General features: G+C 47.4%; 13 protein-coding genes. All 13 read left to right on the top strand.

Features of this window, described 5'->3' with window-relative positions; genetic code table 11:
• Positions 1-2 precede the first annotated feature (2 nt).
• The 13 genes from P364_RS0117655 (at position 3) to kduI (ending at position 16,790) form a co-directional block, all read left to right on the top strand.
• Positions 3-1,973: a cbb3-type cytochrome c oxidase subunit I gene (locus P364_RS0117655; RefSeq protein ID WP_024631412.1), complete on the top strand. Its 1,971-nt coding sequence runs from the start codon at positions 3-5 to the stop codon at positions 1,971-1,973.
• On the top strand, positions 1,974-2,600 hold the full coding sequence (gene cyoC, locus P364_RS0117650) for a cytochrome o ubiquinol oxidase subunit III (protein ID WP_024631411.1): 627 nt from the start codon (positions 1,974-1,976) through the stop codon (positions 2,598-2,600).
• On the top strand, positions 2,601-2,930 hold the full coding sequence (gene cyoD, locus P364_RS0117645; protein ID WP_024631410.1) for a cytochrome o ubiquinol oxidase subunit IV: 330 nt from the start codon (positions 2,601-2,603) through the stop codon (positions 2,928-2,930).
• Between the two features lie 201 nt (positions 2,931-3,131).
• Positions 3,132-4,148 (top strand): LacI family DNA-binding transcriptional regulator, encoded by a 1,017-nt coding sequence (locus P364_RS0117640; protein WP_024631409.1) that lies wholly within the window; start codon positions 3,132-3,134, stop codon positions 4,146-4,148.
• A gap of 156 nt (positions 4,149-4,304) precedes the next feature.
• Entirely contained in the window at positions 4,305-6,635 is a 2,331-nt protein-coding gene (locus P364_RS0117635) for a glycoside hydrolase family 65 protein (RefSeq protein WP_024631408.1), read from the top strand.
• A 27-nt stretch (positions 6,636-6,662) separates the two neighbouring features.
• Entirely contained in the window at positions 6,663-7,949 is a 1,287-nt protein-coding gene (locus P364_RS0117630) for an ABC transporter substrate-binding protein (RefSeq protein ID WP_024631407.1), read from the top strand.
• Between the two features lie 59 nt (positions 7,950-8,008).
• Positions 8,009-8,905, top strand: coding sequence for a carbohydrate ABC transporter permease (locus tag P364_RS0117625; RefSeq protein ID WP_024631406.1), 897 nt, complete (start codon positions 8,009-8,011; stop codon positions 8,903-8,905).
• 14 nt (positions 8,906-8,919) lie between these two features.
• The gene (locus P364_RS0117620) at positions 8,920-9,762 is read left to right on the top strand and encodes a carbohydrate ABC transporter permease (protein WP_024631405.1); all 843 of its coding nucleotides are present in this window, start codon (positions 8,920-8,922) and stop codon (positions 9,760-9,762) included.
• 56 nt (positions 9,763-9,818) lie between these two features.
• Positions 9,819-12,020, top strand: a complete 2,202-nt coding sequence (locus tag P364_RS0117615) for an alpha-L-rhamnosidase-related protein (protein ID WP_024631404.1) — start codon at positions 9,819-9,821, stop codon at positions 12,018-12,020.
• Between the two features lie 19 nt (positions 12,021-12,039).
• Positions 12,040-12,738: a beta-phosphoglucomutase gene (gene pgmB, locus P364_RS0117610; protein WP_024631403.1), complete on the top strand. Its 699-nt coding sequence runs from the start codon at positions 12,040-12,042 to the stop codon at positions 12,736-12,738.
• Between the two features lie 35 nt (positions 12,739-12,773).
• Positions 12,774-14,417: a glycoside hydrolase family 13 protein gene (locus tag P364_RS0117605; protein WP_024631402.1), complete on the top strand. Its 1,644-nt coding sequence runs from the start codon at positions 12,774-12,776 to the stop codon at positions 14,415-14,417.
• 376 nt (positions 14,418-14,793) lie between these two features.
• Positions 14,794-15,777, top strand: coding sequence for a zinc-dependent alcohol dehydrogenase family protein (locus P364_RS0117600; RefSeq protein ID WP_024631401.1), 984 nt, complete (start codon positions 14,794-14,796; stop codon positions 15,775-15,777).
• 173 nt (positions 15,778-15,950) lie between these two features.
• Positions 15,951-16,790 carry a 5-dehydro-4-deoxy-D-glucuronate isomerase gene (gene kduI, locus P364_RS0117595; protein ID WP_024631400.1) on the top strand — a complete coding sequence of 280 codons (840 nt, stop codon included), beginning with the start codon at positions 15,951-15,953 and terminating at the stop codon, positions 16,788-16,790.
• Positions 16,791-16,845 lie beyond the last annotated feature (55 nt).

The raw sequence follows: 16,845 nt of genomic DNA, 5'->3' as shown, positions 1-16,845 counted from the left end.
CAATGTTAGAGAGACTTAAGGAGTTTGCATCGGAGTTTTTCGTTACCGGTGATCCGCTGATTTATGGTGCGGACGTGGCGATCGGAATTACGATGATTACCATCGTAGCGGTGCTGACTTATTTCAAAAAATGGGGCTGGCTCTGGCGTAACTGGTTAACTACCGTCGATCACAAAAAGATCGGTATTATGTATATTATTGCTTCCATTATCATGCTTTTCCGTGGTGGTGTGGATGCACTGATGATGCGTCTTCAGCTAGCTATGCCTAACATGGATTTCTTACATCCCGAGCATTATAATCAGGTCTTTACGACTCACGGTACGATCATGATCCTGTTCATGGCGATGCCGTTTATGTTCGGTTTATTTAATGTTATTGTACCGCTTCAAATCGGGGCAAGGGACGTTGCGTTCCCGTTCCTGAATGCATTGAGCTTCTGGTTATTCTTCCTGGGAGCAATGCTGTTCAACCTGTCCTTCGTTATCGGTGGCTCACCGGACGCAGGCTGGCTCAGTTATCCGCCTTTATCGGAGCTATCGCATAGCCCGGGGGTGGGACAGAACTTCTATATATGGGGTATTCAGATTTCGGGTATCGGTTCCCTGGCTACCGGTATCAACTTCCTGGTTACCATCATTAAAATGCGTGCGCCAGGCATGAAATGGATGAAAATGCCGATGTTTACATGGTCGGTATTCTCCACTTGTATTATCATTCTGTTTGCATTCCCAATCTTGACAGTGACACTTGCTTTGCTCTTCCTCGACAGGTTTGCGGGGGCGCATTTCTTCACACTTGATTTGGGCGGTAATCCGATGATGTATATCAACTTGATCTGGATGTGGGGTCACCCTGAGGTATATATCGTGGTCTTGCCGGCATTCGGTGTGTTCTCCGAGATTGTAAGTACATTCTCGAAGAAAAAATTGTTTGGTTACAAATCGATGGTATTTGCGATGCTGATCATTAGCTTCCTGTCCTTCTTTACATGGGCGCATCACTTCTTCACGATGGGTTCGGGAGCGGACGTCAATGCATTCTTCGCCATAACAACGATGTTGATTGCCATACCAACAGGGGTTAAAATATTTAACTGGCTGTTTACGATGTTCAGGGGTAGGATACGCATGGATACCCCGATGTTATGGACATTGGCATTTATACCATGCTTCATCGTCGGTGGTATGACGGGGGTTATGTTGTCCGTTGCACCTGCTGACTTCCAGTTCCACAACAGTTACTTCCTGATTGCTCACTTCCACCAAGTATTGATTGGTGGCGTAGTATTCGGATACTTTGCAGGTCTGTACTACTGGTGGCCTAAAATGTTCGGATTCCAACTCCCGGAAAAACTGGGCAAATGGGCTTTCTGGACTTGGAATATCGGTTTCTATGTCTGCTTCATGCCGCAGTACGCTGTCGGTTTGATGGGGATGACACGTCGTCTGAGCACCTATGGCTGGGATACCGGCTGGTGGGAACTGAACTTTGTATCCACAATCGGGGCATTCCTGATGGGTGTCGGATTCTTGTTCCAGGTTGCACAAATCGCAGACGGCGTTCGGAAATACAAATCACTCAAAGCATCTGGCGATCCATGGGGTGGTCGTACGCTCGAGTGGTCAATTCCTTCACCTGCTCCTGAATATAACTTCGCCATTACACCGCGCGGAGATGATATTGATGAGTGGTGGGAAGAGAAAGAACGTCGTGCTAAAGGCATCTATCCACCTGAACAGCCGCTTGAGCCGATTCATATGCCTAAAAATTCCGCGATTCCGTTCATCATGTCTATATTCTGGTTCATCGCCGGTTTCGGCTTTGTATTCGGATGGCTGTGGATGGCAATTCTTGGACTCGCTGGCGTAGGGATCTGCATGATCGCTCGTTCATTCTCATACGATACGGATTATTATATTCCGGTTGACGAAATTAAGCGTACCGAAGCGTCGTTAAGGGGGTCGGTATAAATGGCTCAAGCAGCCGCAAAGCACGGTCATGACCATGCACATGATCATGACCATGACCATGGTCACCATGACCCGCAAGAATTAAAAATACTCGGATTCTGGTTCTTCCTGATTTCCGACGTTATCCTGTTCTCCGTATTGTTCGCAACCTTTATTGTGTTGCGTGACAATTCGGCGGGCGGACCGGTGTTGTCTGAATTGATCAAAATGCCTGGCGTTATTGCCGAAACATTTATCTTGCTCACAAGTTCATTTACAAGTGGACTTGCGGTTCTTGCCATGAACCAAGGCAAGGTGAAGCAATTGATCAGCTGGCTGGCGGTTACAGCTGTTCTGGGTGCGAGCTTTATCGTCCTGGAAGTAACGGAGTTTGTTGAGTTGATTCATGAAGGGTTCAGTTATACAACGAGTGCATCTTCTGGTGCATTCTTCACCCTGGTGGGTACTCACGGACTTCACGTATCGCTCGGTCTGATCTGGATGATCGGATTGATGCTTCAACTGAAAAAACGTGGAATTACCGATGTAACTCGCGGTAAAATCAACGTAATCAGTTTGTACTGGCACTTCTTGGACGTCGTCTGGATTTTCCTCCTGTCGATCGTCTATCTGATGGGGGTGATGTAGATGGCAGAGCATAACTCACATGAGTCCCATGGCCACGAACAGCATGGTTCACTCAAGTCCTATGTCATCGGCTTCATTCTGTCCGTTGTCCTGACCATTATCCCTTTGGTAGTGGTTCTGAATGACATGATGGGCAGAACAGCAACGCTGATTGTCGTTCTGGTAACAGCAGGACTTCAGTTTGTGGTTCAACTCTTCTTCTTCATGCATATCCGTGAATCGGAGAAGCCGCGTTGGAATGTAATGGCTTTGATCTTTGGTCTGTTGATCATGTTGACCATCGTTATTGGTTCCATCTGGATCATGTTGAACAATACAGTTGCACATTAATATTAGAATGGAAAACTCCCGACCTTGGCTTGAGGTCGGGAGTTTTTTTGTCATAAAATCAGGAGCATTATTAAAACTAAAAAAAGTCCACAGGGTAATTTGTATAAATTAAAAATGATGTCGAAAATAGTTCTTGATTTTTTTTTACGAATCCGTATACTCAGAAATATAAGTAATCCGAAACGTTTTGGAGGAAAGCAATTGGCTACAATTAAAGACATATCACAAAAGACGGGATTTTCGATTACGACTGTATCCAGAGCTTTGAATGGGTACTCGGACGTCAGCGATAGTACGCGCAAACTGATTAAGGAAGCCGCCGAAACCCTGAACTATAGTCCAAATGGTCTAGCGAGAGGCCTGGTCATGAAGGAAACCAAAACGCTGGGGTTGCTCGTATCAGGCATGACGTACAAAAACATCGATAACAACTTTGTTTTCGAAGTGCTTTGCGGTATTAATGACAGCGCTGCCAACTCAGATTATGATCTGATCTTGTTTAGCACGAATACAGCGAAGCAAAAGATGAAAACGTACACACAGCTGTGCAGGGAACGAAAAGTGGATGGCGTCATTCTTCAGGGTGTGAAAACGGATGATCCATATTTGCAGGAAGTATTGGACAGTGACATTCCTTGTGTATTGATTGATATACCCATTCACAGTGAGTACGTTGGTTTTGTATCAACGAATCATAAACAAAGTGCACAGGCTGCTGTAGAGCACCTTATTGGTTTGGGTCATCGGCAGATTGCCATGGTGAACGGTTACCCCGAGGCTTTTGTATCCAAGGAGCGTTATGAAGGATATTCCGATGCAATGCGCAATGCAGGATTGAGTCTGAAGCCTGAATGGATTGTAAACGGGAATTTTACGGAAGAGGAAGCACAGCAACAAGCTTCTGAATTGTTAAAGGCTTACCCGGAAATTACCGCAATCTTTTGTGCAAGCGACATGATGGCCCTGGGAGTAATGAAGGCTGCGAATGAACAAGGCATCTCTATACCGGATGAATTGTCTATAGTTGGATTTGACGACATTCCAACAGCCGCTTATTTTCAACCACCACTCACGACCATCGGACAGAATATGTATCAGTTGGGACATGAGGCTGCAAACCTGCTGATGGGCATGCTGAAATCGGAAGATAGCCCCAAATTTAATATTTTGCAAAATGAATTGGTTTTGAGATCCTCGACAGCCAAACCAGGTCGCTGAGTTTAGCTGAGAATACGTTCGCGAGGTATTGCAAAATGAAACGAGATGAGAAGAGCACCGAAATGTTTTATTATATCCGAAACGTTTCGGTATTATTTTCACACAAATCCAAAACGTTTCGGATACAACATAAGATAGACATAGGGGGAATACAAATTGCTGAAATACGATGCAGGACAAGGAGAATGTAGTAACTGGCTGGTAACTGAAACGGGATTTGATCCGGCTCATCAAGGGAAAGGCGAGGCTGTGCTTTCACTTGGAAACGGCTACATGGGGCTTCGCTCCGCAACGGACGAGAATTATGTTGGACAGGTACGGAACTGGTTCGTGGCTGGAACGTTCAATAAATTTGACGAGCATGAAGTAACAGAACTCCCCAATGCAGCAGATGTGACGGAGCTTGCAATCATTCTTAATGGGGAAACCTTCAGCTTGGAAAAAGGAAGAACGATTAGCTACAGTCGTCAACTGAACCTCAAGAACGGTGAGCTGACCCGTAATGTAGTCTGGCAGAGCCCGACAGGAGAAAGCTTTGAACTTCAATTCCGCCGCTTTGTTTCCTTGAGCAACCGTCATCTGGTTGGTTCATCCGTAAGCATCAAACCACTGGATGGACAAGCGCGTGTTCACATTGCGTCCGGTATTAATGGACAATGGACGAACTCGGGTGCGCAGCATTTCACGGAAGGCGAGAAACGGATATTTGAAAAGACTTATATTCAAATGACGTCAACGACGACACAATCGGCAGTTGATTTTGTAACCAATACGGTGCACCACTGGCAGCTGAATGGTGAAAAGGTTGAGCCGGAATTGCGTCAAACGATGGGACGCCGCAAGGTAGGCATTGAAGGCACATTGACCGTGGAAGCCGGACAATCGGTGACACTGGAGAAAATCTCTAATGTGCATACCAGCCGTGATCTGGTTTACAGAGACGGTGGATATTCACTGGAGCAGATGCGTGAATCGGCGCTGACAGAGCTGAAGCAGGAATCACAAAAAGGGTATGATCAGCTATTTCGTGAAAGCGCTAACGCCTGGGCAGATACCTGGTCCACGTACAACATTGAGGTGGACAGCACAAGCGGATATGACCAGCTTGCCATTCGTTTCGCCATCTATCACCTCGTCATTATGACACCTGCTCATGATAATCGCATGGGAATCGGCGCCAAAGGGTTAAGTGGCGAAGGGTACAAGGGACATTCCTTTTGGGATACGGAAATCTTCATCCTTCCATTCTTCATCTACAGCAACCCCAAGATCGCAAGATTCTTGCTGGAATATCGATATCAGGGGTTGGATGGAGCCAGAAGCAAAGCCAAGGAGAACGGATTCGCAGGAGCCATGTACCCATGGGAAGCTGCCTGGATCGAAGATGGCGAAGTTACACCGGTATGGGGAGATGTAGATATCGTAACCGGCGAACAGACGAAAATCTGGTCGGGCTTCATTGAACAGCACATCACCTCCGATATTGCTTATGCCGTTTGGCATTATGTGCAATCTACCGGCGATGAAGCGTTTATGGATCAATATGGTTACGAGATCATTTTTGACACAGCAACGTTCTGGGCCAGCCGTCTGGAGTGGGATGAGGCCAAGGGCCGCTATCACATCAATGAGGTTGTTGGACCGGATGAATATAAGGAACATGTGGACAACAATGCATTCACTAACCATATGGCTCACTTTAATATGGAGCTGGCCATTCAATATTTTGAGAAGCTTCAACAGGAGAAACCAGAGTTGCTCAAGGCATTGTCTGCGAAGCTTGATCTGACATCCGCTCGGGAAGCATGGAACAAGCTGGATCAGATGTATCTGCCAGGGCCAAATGAGCAAGGACTTATTCCACAAGATGATACTTACTTGCAGAAGAAAGTCATTGATCTTACTCCTTATAAAAATCAGACCAAAGTCGCCAGCATCTTCAATGACTACAACCTGGATCAGGTTGGTGAAATGCAAATTTCGAAGCAGGCTGACATCATGATGCTGTTCTTCCTGCTTGAGAATAAATTTGAACCGGATATCAAACGTGCCAACTACGATTACTACGAGGAAAAAACGTTGCATGATTCCTCATTGTCCCTGTCGACGCACAGTATCCTTGCCAGTGACTTCGGTAACCGTCCGCTCGCTTACGATCTGTTCCGTCGGGCGTCCGAGATTGATCTGGGACCGCATATGCACTCTTCAGATGCAGGCATCCACTCCGCTTCTCTGGGCGGAATATGGGAATGTGTTGTGATGGGATTTGCCGGAGTTCGTATGTTGGATGGTCAGCTTCACCTCGATCCAAAGCTGCCTGAGTCCTGGAGCAGTCTGAAATTCCCGCTCTACTGGCAAAACCAGTTGTTGCATATCACAATCACGCCCGAGGGTATTCTAATCGAGAGTGATGCAGAGGAAGAAATTTCTCTCCTTCTGTCCGGTCAGCAAGTTACTTTCAGCAAACGGTTTCAAACCTTGGTTTAATATAAATCCATGTGGGAGGTCATTCAAATGAAAAAAGGGTCCGCAAGTTTGGTCATGATGCTTGTTTTGGTTTTGGTATTGTCTGCTTGCTCTTCAGGTGGAAGCAACAGTGCGGAGGGAGGCAAAGCAGAAAAGGTGAAGCTTACCTTCTCGGTTTGGGGAGATGTCAACTCCGGTGCGGATGAAGTAAAGCTCGCTGAAGAGTTTAATGCGGCACATCCGGATATCGAAGTGAAGTTTGAGCCAATTCCAAGTGAAGGTTATGGAACGAAGCTCACTACATCCCTGGCAGCCGGTCAAGCACCAGACGTATTTCTGGTTGGTGAAGGCGACTACTACAAATACGTTGATAAAGGTGTAATTGAACCACTTGATGATTATCTGAGCAAAGATACGTCCTTTAATCTGGATATTTTCCAAAAGGATCTGATTGAAAATATGAAAATCGAAGGCAAGCAATACTATTTGCCTAAAGATTTCAACCCACTTGCCCTGTGGTACAACAAACGCATGTTTGACGAAGCAGGAATCCCTTATCCAACAGATGAGTGGACATGGGATGACATGATCGCAACTGCACAAAAACTGACCAAAAAAGATGGTAATAAATATACGCAATTCGGATTCAATGCTGGTAAATGGGAATATCCGATCTATACGTACCTTTGGGATTACGGTACAGACATCGCGAATGAGGATGGAACGGCTGCTGAAGGTTACATGAACAGTGACAAAACGATTGCGGCAATGGATCAATACGTTTCCTGGTCTCAAGGAGATAGCCGTGTATCCCCGACACCACTGGATTCCGAAACACTTGGCGGAGATTCATCGATGTTCATGACAGACAAGCTCGCCATGATGATTACAGGTCGTTGGATCAAGGGTGATCTCGACAAATCCGATGTTCAATATGGTTCTGCACTGATTCCACAAAATACGGACGGTACTCGTTCAAGCATCATCGCAAGTGCGGGTTGGGCGATCAATGCAGCTGGTAAAAATAAAGAAGCTGCATACGAACTGGTGAAATGGCTCTCGGGTACAGACGCACAGAAGCTTCGCTCTGCGAACGGTAAAGTATTGCCAGCAACTGTGAAAGAACTGGATGAAGTCAAAGCCAAAGAAGTAGCAGACAAACCGGTCATCGAAATGATGGATTATGCTAAAAAACCGGTAACCATGCGTTCTACAAACGGACCTGTGTTTGTTGAAGAATTCACCAAGGCACTGGAAAAAGTGCTGCTTGGCAAACAGGATGTCAAAGGCGCTCTGGATGAAGCTGCGAAGAATGTTGACAGCAAAATCAAGTAAAAACCATGCGGGTGAGTCGGCGGCCATGCTGATTCACCCTCTTCATCAAGGAGGCAGCTATGCGTAATTCTAAATCCGAGCGTGCCGGGTATTGGTTCATATTGCCCTGGCTTATAGGCTTGTTGCTCTTTACCATTGGTCCAATGTTGTTTTCCCTGCTGCTGGCTTTTAGCAAATGGGATATTATTACCGGCGTAAAGTCGATCGAATGGGTCGGTCTGGATAACTTCAAAACGATGTTCCATGATGAGCTGTTCTACCAATCGTTGAAAGTTACCTTTATTTTTGCGTTGGTATCCGTACCGCTGTATCAAGTAGCTTCTCTGCTAATCGCCTTGCTGCTGAATATGCGGAACAGAGGCATGAAATTTTTCCGATTGATTTATTTCATGCCATCTGTTATTCCGGCTGTAGCGGCATCCATGATGTGGATTATGATTTTCAATCCGGAATATGGGATTCTGAACCGTGCGCTTGGCTTTTTCGGCGTACAGGGGCCGGCTTGGCTTCAAGACCCGAGCTATGCACTGGGTGCACTGATTGTCATGGGGTTGTGGGGCGTCGGCAACACGATCATCATTTATTTGTCCGGCTTGCAGGGGGTTCCCGAAGAGCTGTATGAAGCTGCCAATCTGGATGGGGCGGGACCATTTCAACGGTTCTTCAACATCACATTGCCTATGATTTCTCCAACGGTGTTCTTCAACGTTATTATGGGTATCATCGGCGGATTCCAGTATTTCACACAAGCATTTGTTATGACCAACGGGGGACCGCTTAACTCGACCCTGTTCTACAACTTGTACCTGTACAATAAAGCTTTTACCGATTTTGAAATGGGTTATGCTTCGGCACTCTCCTGGGTATTGTTCATCATCATTCTGGCGTTTACGTTGCTGGTCATCCGCAGTTCTTCGATGTGGGTCTATTACCAGGGCGATAACGAAAAGGATTGAGAGGAGGACAAATGATGAATCAAGCAACGACACGGAAACCGGTCTACTCGAAACTATTCTCTATGCTCATGCTTCTCGCTGGTGCGGCCGTCGTGCTGATCCCGCTGTTATGGACGTTTGCAACGTCTCTTAAAACGCCTGCCGAGGTGTTCAAAGATGATTTTTTCCCGGCTGTATGGATGTGGTCCAACTATAAAAATGCCGTTCTGGCCATCCCGTTTTTTACATTTTTGAAAAATACGCTGATTATTCTGATTCCGGTATTAGTCGGTACCGTATTCTCGTCTGCCCTATGTGCGTATGGTTTTGCCCGGTTTAATTTCCGCGGCAAACGCACGCTGTTCCTGGTGCTGCTGGCGACGATGATGCTGCCTTCGCAGGTAACGATGATTCCGATGTTCATCATGTTCAAGGAAATCGGCTGGGTTGATACATTTTTACCACTCATTATTCCTGCATTCTTCGGGGGCGGAGCGTTCAACATCTTCCTGATCCGTCAATTCATGCGCGGTATTCCGCGGGATCTCGATGAGTCCGCTTTTGTGGACGGAGCCAACAAAATGCAGATTTTTACCAAAATCATGCTGCCTTTGTCTATGCCGCCGCTGATTGCTGTTTCTATCTTTACCTTTATGGGCGTATGGAATGACTTCCAGGGACCGCTCATTTATCTGAACTCCAGTGAGAAATATACGCTGGCTCTCGGATTGTCCATGTTCAAAGGGCTTTATAACGTGGAATGGAACATGCTGATGGCTGCGACGATGCTGATTATGCTTCCACCACTTATTGTATTCTTTGTTGCACAAAAATACTTTATTGAAGGCATTTCCATCTCTTCTGCAATCAAGGGCTAATAGTCTGTATTAAAAGAAGAGATAAGCGGTGAGTCAAACCGCAGAGGAGGACAACCATGGCCACATTAACAAGCAGACATCCATTTAATTTGTATTATAACGCAGGTGAATACGTAAAAATTTGCGGTACCCAGGACGGATACTTTCCCGATTTTGGGCATCATATGGCTAACGAAATGGGCGGTGTATGGCTTCATCCAATCAAGCTGCTGGACGGTTTCTGGTTGAAGGTAACCGATCTCGATCGCAACATTGCCGTATGGGCAAGGGCAGACGGATTTACAAGTGAATCTTGGGGTGGAAGCCGTTTCGATTATGATCATGGTTTGAGTCACATTCCGGTATCCATCGAACGCAGTCAATTTGCGCCTGATTATGAAAAAGGCATGGTCGCAGAATATGAGATCAGCGCTTACGGCAAAGGAACAACCCGGCTCAAGCTGGAACTGCTGTCACGTACCGATCTACGTCCGGTCTGGTACTCCGATGAGATCGGAATTGTTCCCGGAGCGGGTGAAACGGCAGAAGCCATTTCTTCACGCAAGGTTATCGTAAAAGATGACGCCCAAGACTGGTACGCCATGATTGGAAGTGACCTGCCGGGAACGGATATGACAGTTGGGCCTGAAATTTATGGACCGGAACTGACGGCAGGCAAAGGCACAGGGATTTCTTTTGTAACTGAGTGCTCGCTGGAGGAGAAGGATGTGTTCCGCTTCCGGTTATTTGTTGCCGGGTCAGAGTCGTCCCGTGAAGCTTGTGAGCAGACTTATGCAGTCATTGAACGTGACCACGTTCGTTTGAAAGAGCAGAAGCAGCAGTTCTACGACAAGCTGGATCAGCGCTCAGTGCTTACCATTGAAGGTGAAGATGAGCTGAACGAGCAATTTGCCTGGGTGAAGCGCAATAATCAGTGGCTGGTACAGCAAGTGGACGGAATCGGTCGCGGATTGACGGCCGGCGGGCCCACGTATCCGTGGTGGTTCGGCTGTGATAGTACGTATGCGCTTCAGGGTGTGCTTGCTACGGGAGACCATCAATTGGTGCGGGATACGCTGAATTTGTTGCTGGAGAAATCGAAAGAAGCAAACGGTAATGGACGTTTTGTGCATGAAGTGACTACGATCGGAGCCGTATCTAATCGCGGAAACACGCAGGAGACGGCACACTATATCGCTTTTGTATGGGAAATGTTCCTGTGGACCGGGGACGAGGCACTGCTGCGCGAGCATTACGACTACTGTATTCAGGGCATCGACTGGCTGCTGGACGAGATGGACCCGGACGGAGATCTGTTCCCTTCCGGTTACGGTATCATCGAGATTGCCGGGTTGAATATGGAACTGATTGATAGTGCCGTATATACAGCGAAGGCTCTTCAGGCGCTAGAGCACATGAGTCTCTATTTGGGTGAAACGAAGCGGCACCAGACCTATCAAAAACTGGCGGAACAAGCGGTACGCGCGGTGAATGATGTGTATTGGTCCGAAAAAGATAGCCTCTATGCAGATGCGGTTGCACCTATTTCCGATATTGTGCCCAAGGTGGATTACATGGTTTCTCTCGCTGAAAAGCAGGGGATCACCGACTACCGGGAGTATGTGGAAGGATTGTTGGCGGATGCGGGAGACGATCAGAATGATCGTGGCTGGCTGCTGAACAAAAACTGGGTTATTGTTACGCCGATAGAAGCGGGAATTGCCGATCAGGATAAAGCACAGCGTGCTCTGGAAGCGATGCGAAACCGGAACTTCATCGGTGAATACGGTACTTATCTTGCTGCCATGTATCAACAGGGCACGATGACAATCTCTACGGGAGCGCATGCGGTTGCCGAAGCGGCTTACGGGCATCCGGATCACGCGCTGGATTTGCTGCGCCGGATGGGGAAAAGCTTCTCACGTGTACTGCCGGGTTCGTTCTCGGAGATGTCCCCGGACTACGGCTGTGTAGTGCAGGCATGGACGATCTATGCATTTGCCGTGCCTGTAGTACGGCATTTCTTCGGAGTTCAGCCGGAAGCACAAAAGCGCCAGTTGACGATATCACCTGTATTGCCACAGGCGTGGGCTGACAAGAAGTGCAGTCTGGAGCATCTGATGGTAGGCGATGCGGAGTTCGATATTCATTTTGAATCCCGTGAGGGCAAACGGGTTACGAGCATTTCCAACGAATCGGGCTGGACGGTCGTTCTGGACTGGAAGGGTGAGAGACGGGAAAGCAACGAGAAACGAATTGAATGGCAACTAGAGCAATGACATGGGGAGGAACGGGTAAATGAAAGGGAACGGAGCACTTCAAGCCGTTATTTTTGATTTGGATGGTGTCATCACCGATACGGCAGAGTACCATTATGTTGCATGGAAGCAGCTTGGCGAAGAGCTGGACATCCCGTTTGACCGCGAGTTCAACGAGCAGTTAAAGGGCATTAGCCGCGGGGAATCGCTGGAGCGCATTTTGCGTCTGGGTGGTAAAGAAAATACGTATTCGGCAGAGGAAAAGGAAGAATTCGCAAGCCGTAAAAATGAACATTACGTATCGCTGCTGGACTCGCTGACACCGGAGCACACCTACCCTGGAATTCGGGAGTTGTTACTTGAACTGCAAGCCTCCGGCATTCCGGCAGTTATCGCCTCTGCGAGCAAAAATGCACCCCAAATTTTGAAGGCGCTGGAGCTGGATTCGCTGTTCCGCTATGTGGTACATCCGGATTCCGTACCACACGGCAAACCCGCACCTGATCTGTTCCTGCGAGGAGCGGAAGAAGTGGGTGCTGACGTGAAGGCTTGCATCGGCATCGAGGATGCGCAGGCGGGCGTTGAGGCCATCAAAGCCGCAGGCATGATTGCAGTAGGTATTGGCGAAGAAGCTGTGCTCAAAGGTTCCGGGGCGGACGTGGTGTTGAAGGATACGACACAGCTAACGCTGTCTTTTCTGGAAAGCACATTGAGAGAGAACTCGCTGAAAGAAGTTTAATGAAGTAAAGTAATGCGAGAAAGGGGAGATGCAGCATGAACCGGGCGTGGTGGAAAGAAGCCGTTGTGTACCAGGTCTACTGGCGGAGCTTCCTGGATGCGAATGGGGATGGCATCGGGGATTTGCAAGGCTTGATGCTCAAGCTCGACTATATCAAAAGTCTAGGTATTGATGTCATCTGGCTTAATCCCATTTATGAATCGCCGGATAAAGACAACGGGTACGATATCGCTGATTATTACCGCATTATGGCGAAAGCCGGAACGATGGAGCAGTTTAAGCAGTTACTGGACAAGGTCCATGAACTGGGCATGAAGCTCATTATGGATCTGGTGGTCAATCATACATCAGAGCAGCATGCATGGTTTGAGGAATCGCGTTCATCCATCGATAATCCGAAACGGGACTGGTATATTTGGAAGCCGGGTAAGACGGATGGCCCGCCGAACAACTGGCGTTCCTATTTCGAACCGTCGACGTGGACTTATGACGAGCGGACAGGGGAGTATTATTTCCATTCTTTTGCCAAGGAGCAGCCTGATCTGAATTGGGAAAATGGTGAACTGCGTCAGGAGATTTATCGGATGATGCGTTTCTGGCTGGATCAGGGCATTGACGGCTTCCGCATGGATGTCATTAATTTGCTGGCCAAGCTGGAAGGCTTCCCGGATGCGGAGCACCCGGAGCATATTGATTATCTGGGCAATAATCCGGGCATTCATGAATATTTGCAGGAAATGAACCGGGAGGTTCTCCAGCATTATGACATCATGACTGTGGGGGAAATTCCGTTTGTCACACCAGAGGATGGCCTTCTGTATGTGGGGGATAACCGGAAAGAGCTGCATACATTATTCCATTTCCAGGTGGCAGATGACATGCCTACATGGGATCTGGCACGGTACAAGGAAATTCAGGAGAGCTGGTATGAAGCGTTCCGCAATGAAGGATGGAACTCCCAGTTCCTGAACAATCACGATCACACGCGACAGGTTTCAAGGTACGGCAATGATGGACAATACCGTGTGGAATCCGCCAAACAATTGGCGACCATGATTCATACCCTTCCGGGCACACCGTACATTTTCCAGGGAGAGGAGATCGGCATGACGGGTGTCCGGTTCTCTTCCATTGATGAATATCATGATATTGCCATGAAGAACAAGTATAAGGAAGAACTCGGTAAAGGCCGTGCGCCAGATGAAGTGCTTCGCAGTCTTCAGCCGCTGAGCCGGGATAATTCCCGCACACCGATGCAGTGGGACAGCAGCAATCATGCCGGGTTTACCGAAGGTCAGCCTTGGATGCAGGTGAATCCCAACTACGAAGAAATTAATGTGGAGCGGGATTTAGCCGCGCAGGACTCCATATTTGCATATTATCAGCAACTGATCGCCCTGCGTAAAACGCACGCGGTTATGGTCTATGGTGATTATCGTGACCAATCGGCAGGGGAAGAGCACGTATATGCCTATAGCCGCAGTCTGGATGGAGAGACATGGCTTGTTATTCTCAATCATTCGGACCAGGAGCAGTCCTATCGTATGCCTGCTTCATTCGCTGATCGAACTTCGAATGCCCGCTTGATCATTAGCAATCTGGATCGGTCAACCTCGGATGAGGTTAGTACTGGCACCCTTCGTTTGCTTCCTTACGAGGCGCTTATTTACGCCTTATAAACCATCGCAAGTTAACTTAGCCTGGCGGGGATTTCCCCGTCAGGTTCTTTGATTTGTCCCAACCCCACCCCAACATTGGGACACTAATTTTATATTTTATAAAGTAATCCATTGTACGGTATACGGTTATGTGCAAAACTTCCTTTACTTCTTTCTCAGTAATAACGTTTACACTAAATTCGTTAATAGAGTAATCTTTTGCTTGAGAGATCTTCTTTTGAAATTGTGTTAGGGTAGCTTTTTTACTGAAAAGTATTTCTCTTTCAAATCAATCCCTGTTTTGGGGTTAGCAACGTTTGTTTATTATCTATTTTATTACATAATATATTTATATTTTTATTTTTATCTAAGAAAAATGATTTTAGGAGATGCAGCAATGAAGACTAAGGTTGTACGTTATTATCGTTTCGGTGAGCCGAACGAAGTGCTGTGTATAGAGGAGAAGGAGTTAGTACCCCCTGGCCCCGGTGAATTAGCAGTGAGGATGTGCGCTCGGCCGATTAATCCCTCAGATGTCATTCCTGTTCGAGGAGCATATCCGCATCGGACCCTGCTGCCAGCTGTTCCTGGGTTCGAGGGAGTGGGTGTAGTGGAGGCAGTAGGGCCGGGAGTATCCAATCAAATGTTGGGTCGGCGTGTCCTGCCACTGAAAGGTGAGAACACGTGGCAAGAGGTAGTGAAGACTTTGGATCGACATGCGATTATTGTGCCTGATGATATTCCTGATCAATCGGCAAGTCAGATCTACATTAACCCGATAACAGCTTGGCTGATTTGTACAGATATGCTTCATCTTACGTACGGCGATACCTTAATTGTCAATGCGGGTGGTTCCGCGATTGGGCGAATATTTGCACAATTATCGAAGATTCTGGGATTTCGTATGATTGCGCTCACAAGAAATGATCGCCATACTGCTGAGTTATATCGCCTTGGGGCAGTATCTGTCGTGAATACGACGGAAGAGCTGCTACAGGAGAGAATTGCAGAATTAACGGAGGGGGTTGGCGCTAATGCGGCCGTCGACTGCATCGGAGGGGCAGACGGAGAGCAGCTCGTGAGTTGTTTAAGGCCGCATGGCACGGTAATAAGCGTCGGATTACTCTCGGGCATCACCCCTTTATGGCATGAGATGACCCGAGGAACGCAAGTTAACGTTAAACTCTTTTGGCTAAAGCATTGGGTAGAGCGATGTTCGCAAGAACGATGGGAACAGGTATTTAATGATGTGATTGAGTTAGTTCGGGAAGGGCGATTAACTATGGCAAACATTGGAGCAACGTTTGGGCTGGAAAATGTGAAACAGGCCATTGCAACCGCTGAATCGAGCATCGAGGGAAAGGTTCTTCTATTAAGTTAATGGGGTCAAATGTAAAAAAATGAAGCGTTGAATGTTGCTCGTATTAAATGAGGTTAGCCATTAATTACTGGTTAGCCTTTTTTTTATGAAAAAAAAGGTACACAAAAGATACATAATGAACTAAAATGAACTTATATGAACATTATCTGACTCACGAAAGGAATGGATAAATGATGCAAAACCGATATGCTGCACACCCGAATGAAGTAAAAACGTATGATACTGCCCGTCTGCGCGAGGAATTCCTGATGGAGCAGCTGTTTGCAACAGATGAATTGGTGACGGTATACTCCCATGTGGATCGTTATATTGTAGGAACGGCTGTACCTCAGAGCAAGGATATTGCACTTGAAGTGAACCTGAAAGATATCGGAACGAACTTTTTCCTGGAGCGTCGTGAAATCGGTATCATTAATGTTGGAGGCCACGGAACCGTGACAGCTGACGGTCAAGGATACGAAATTGGTGCGAAAGAGTGTCTGTACATCGGCAGAGGTGTAAAAGAAGTTGTATTTAAGAGCAACGGCAACGAACAGCCGGCCCAGTTTTATTTTGTATCCACACCTGCGCACCATACGTATCCTACGCAAAAGGCAACCCAGGAGCAGGCTCAGCCGAACCATCTCGGCAGCATCGAAAGCTCCAATGAACGGACGATCTATCGTTATATCCACCAGGGAGAAGGCGGTATCCAGAGCTGCCAGCTGGTGATGGGCATTACGGAACTCGACAAGGGCAACATGTGGAATACCATGCCTGCACATACCCACAACCGCCGTTCCGAAGTATACTTGTACTGGAACCTGCCGGAAGATGGCGTCGTATTCCACATGATGGGCGAGCCAAACGAAACACGGCATCTGGTTGTACGTGACCGTCAGGCCATCATTTCCCCAAGCTGGTCCATCCATAGTGGTGTCGGTACGAGCAGCTATACCTTCTGTTGGGCAATGGCTGGTGAAAACCAGACGTTCGAGGATATGGACGGCGTGGCGATGAAGGACCTGAAATAATAAATTACAAATATCTTTTTAAGTTGAACTCAAGAAGACATGAGAACGGAGGGGA

The organism is Paenibacillus sp. MAEPY2, assembly GCF_000499205.1.
GTDB classification, from domain to species: Bacteria; Bacillota; Bacilli; order Paenibacillales; family Paenibacillaceae; genus Paenibacillus; species Paenibacillus vandeheii.
This window is presented reverse-complemented; position numbering and strand designations above follow the sequence as displayed.

What these genes read in the sequence shown, in the direction of transcription:
- P364_RS0117655 (WP_024631412.1), top strand. Translation starts at nt 3, where the DNA reads ATGTTAGAGAGACTTAAGGAGTTTGCATCGGAGTTTTTCGTTACCGGT.
- P364_RS0117630 (WP_024631407.1), top strand. Translation starts at nt 6,663, where the DNA reads ATGAAAAAAGGGTCCGCAAGTTTGGTCATGATGCTTGTTTTGGTTTTG.
- P364_RS0117600 (WP_024631401.1), top strand. Translation starts at nt 14,794, where the DNA reads ATGAAGACTAAGGTTGTACGTTATTATCGTTTCGGTGAGCCGAACGAA.
- P364_RS0117615 (WP_024631404.1), top strand. Translation starts at nt 9,819, where the DNA reads ATGGCCACATTAACAAGCAGACATCCATTTAATTTGTATTATAACGCA.
- P364_RS0117605 (WP_024631402.1), top strand. Translation starts at nt 12,774, where the DNA reads ATGAACCGGGCGTGGTGGAAAGAAGCCGTTGTGTACCAGGTCTACTGG.
- cyoC (WP_024631411.1), top strand. Translation starts at nt 1,974, where the DNA reads ATGGCTCAAGCAGCCGCAAAGCACGGTCATGACCATGCACATGATCAT.
- P364_RS0117620 (WP_024631405.1), top strand. Translation starts at nt 8,920, where the DNA reads ATGAATCAAGCAACGACACGGAAACCGGTCTACTCGAAACTATTCTCT.
- kduI (WP_024631400.1), top strand. Translation starts at nt 15,951, where the DNA reads ATGCAAAACCGATATGCTGCACACCCGAATGAAGTAAAAACGTATGAT.
- P364_RS0117625 (WP_024631406.1), top strand. Translation starts at nt 8,009, where the DNA reads ATGCGTAATTCTAAATCCGAGCGTGCCGGGTATTGGTTCATATTGCCC.
- cyoD (WP_024631410.1), top strand. Translation starts at nt 2,601, where the DNA reads ATGGCAGAGCATAACTCACATGAGTCCCATGGCCACGAACAGCATGGT.
- pgmB (WP_024631403.1), top strand. Translation starts at nt 12,040, where the DNA reads ATGAAAGGGAACGGAGCACTTCAAGCCGTTATTTTTGATTTGGATGGT.